2 protein-coding genes are annotated in these 2,564 nt (G+C 46.9%); one reads left to right on the forward strand and one right to left on the reverse strand.

Translation table 11 applies throughout. From position 1 onward, the window contains the following. Nucleotides 1-974: 974 nt before the first annotated feature. Complete coding sequence (locus tag AB1S50_RS19300; RefSeq protein ID WP_367152887.1) at nucleotides 975-1,178, reverse strand: thermonuclease family protein; 204 nt, start codon at nucleotides 1,176-1,178, stop codon at nucleotides 975-977. Between the two features lie 17 nt (nucleotides 1,179-1,195). Here AB1S50_RS19300 and AB1S50_RS19305 point away from each other — a divergent pair, with 17 nt between their 5' ends. Beyond that, entirely contained in the window at nucleotides 1,196-2,437 is a 1,242-nt protein-coding gene (locus AB1S50_RS19305; RefSeq protein WP_367152885.1) for an RHS repeat domain-containing protein, read from the forward strand. Nucleotides 2,438-2,564 lie beyond the last annotated feature (127 nt).

Genomic DNA, 2,564 nt, shown 5'->3' on the forward strand with positions numbered 1-2,564 from the left:
AAACAGCGTTTATGACCTGTATATTCGGTATTTTGACGTTACCTCGCTGTAAAGGCAGCAGGTGTTCGATAATTTTGAATTGCGATTTTGTGATTTCCATAAACGCAGATTTTATCAAAATTAGTGTTAACAGGCCCTAGTTAAAAGTATCAAAGCCCCAGCAGAGCAATCTGCCGGGGCTTTGTCTTTAAGACGCTTATCCAGCCGTCAATACCAAACACCGCTTCATCCCCCTGACTGGCGACTTGACCTCAAAACTCGCTTGGTGGGAGGACCAAATAATGGGTTATTGAACTCTTTGGTAATGAGTGAATTCGAGGGCCGTCCAGGACTAAGATGCACTGGGTGGCGCGGCAAGAAGTATAGCCGGTTCAGTTTTGGCAGGAGGTACTATACAGCTAAAGGACTAGTTTCGGATAGTCAAATGAATTATGCACCACAAATTGGAGATGCAATCTATCAAGAGATTAGGGCGGATCTTGGAACGGGATTCCACAATGACAGCGGCCTTGCTAACATTGTTATAACCCAAACTATAGTTAACAGCGATGGCATTATACTAAGAAGGCAACAAGGTTCCCCAGGGTTTTGAATACTATGAAATTGGCATATGTCTACTTGAAAAACCTTTTTTCTTATCCGCTTTTCAGGAGTGGGCTCTATGGCTTGGTAGGATATTCAGTATTTTTTTTCAGGGTAGATATGGGGAAATTGGGTTGGATTCCACTTGCAGTGTGTATTGTTTGGGTAGTCGTTAGCCTCGTTTTTTTTGTGATGAAAATGAAAAATATCGACAGAACTAAAAAATAGGGTCGGAGTGAGAAAGCTGCTCACTCCGGCAGCTCGCCGGTCGCTTTCCTGAACCTGTATTAAGTAAATGCCATTCAGATCGGAGTAAGATTTTGACACTTTTTTCGTGTGGTCTGATGTATTTCTTCCATTAGAAGCGGGTGGCTGATTTCGATAAAGTGAGATCAGCCCCCGCACCAATTCCGCCTCTTGCCCCCATGATACTCATACCCAAGGTTGGCGCCTATGAGTAGCTGATCTAGCCGCTTACCATCTACCCATACTTCGGCTAATAACCTGAAATACTTGTCCCGCTCTATCTCCTCAAGGCGTACTTCCTGGGCACCACGGAGCAGGGTGACGGCGAATTGTTTGGCTTTTCGCGCCAGTTCCTTACAACAATGTGGTGCATATCGGTATTACCGATACCATGGGCAGCACTGGCGAATTCCAGTACCTGTACCGGGACCACCTGGGTTCCATTGAAAAAGTCACGGATGAAAGTGGAAGTCTGATTCTCGACACCGCTTTCGACCCCAGCGGCAAACGCAGAAAAGCCGACTGGAGCCAGGAGATGGACCCGCAAGGTCTGGAAGTTCTGTTGGCCTCCCAGAGCCTGGTCACCAACCGGGGCTTCACCGGCCACGAGCACCTGGACAGGATCGGCTTGATCCATATGAATGGGCGGATATATGATCCGACCTTGGGGAGATTCCTGAGTCCGGATCCCTTAGTGCAGGCACCGACCTTCAGTCAGAGCTGGAATCGTTACAGTTACGCTTTCAACAACCCGGTGGGTTTTACAGATCCTACGGGCTTTGTAACTGAAGATGATGATGAAGTCCACCTGGATGGTGGTGGCGGTGGTGATGTTGGAGGTGAGTCAGTGGAAGGCGTAGAGGTCACTGACAAATCAGAAAGAAGCCCATTTACGTCGCGAGGTGGTGGCGGATGGAGAGAAATCTCACCAACGAATCTTTCGACTTTGACGAATGGCGGGCCATCAAATTCAACAGGAGAACGTTACCGGTATGTCTCACAAACTTCCTCTGCCAGTAGTTCGGACTCGTCTTCTGATGACGCGGGAAGTGAAGATGATACCGAGGATAGTAAAGTGTCTCCCGCGGGGACTCCTTATGATGAAGAAGTGGTAGTTAGAGGGAATTCGAAGACACAAGAGGGTGGGGGGAGATTTTTCCGTGGAGTGGGATCCTTTTTCAGGGGTTTATATAGATACACTCGACATGAGAACAGAATCCTGGGAGGAGCTGGTGCAGGAGAGGCTGTTCAAGCGAATACAGTGGAGCACATGCTGCTTGGGGAAGCATTAGGAATTGCGTTACATACAAATCAAACGCAAATTAAGGAGGGTGGTAATAAGTTGTTAGAAAGTGGAGAGATTATAGCGGGTCGCCAACTTACAGGGCTTTTAAGTGGTGTTGCCATAGGTGGGGCTGGGGTAGGGCCATCATTTGGAATCGTGGCTGGTATGGGGGATGTGTACTATGGTATTGAATCCCTAGCGTCAGAACTGAATTTGAATGTTTCCACTGTTGATTATAATCGACCGATATTGCCGCAGATTTCAGATACCATGGTACGAGGTTATGCAGAACGCAGATTGGGTAATCTTGTTAGGGCCTGTTAACACTAATTTTGATAAAATCTGCGTTTATGGAAATCACAAAATCGCAATTCAAAATTATCGAACACCTGCTGCCTTTACAGCGAGGTAACGTCAAAATACCGAATATACAGGTCATAAACGCTGTTTT

The sequence above is a fragment of the Microbulbifer discodermiae genome (assembly GCF_040742695.1).
Taxonomy (GTDB): Bacteria; Pseudomonadota; Gammaproteobacteria; order Pseudomonadales; family Cellvibrionaceae; genus Microbulbifer.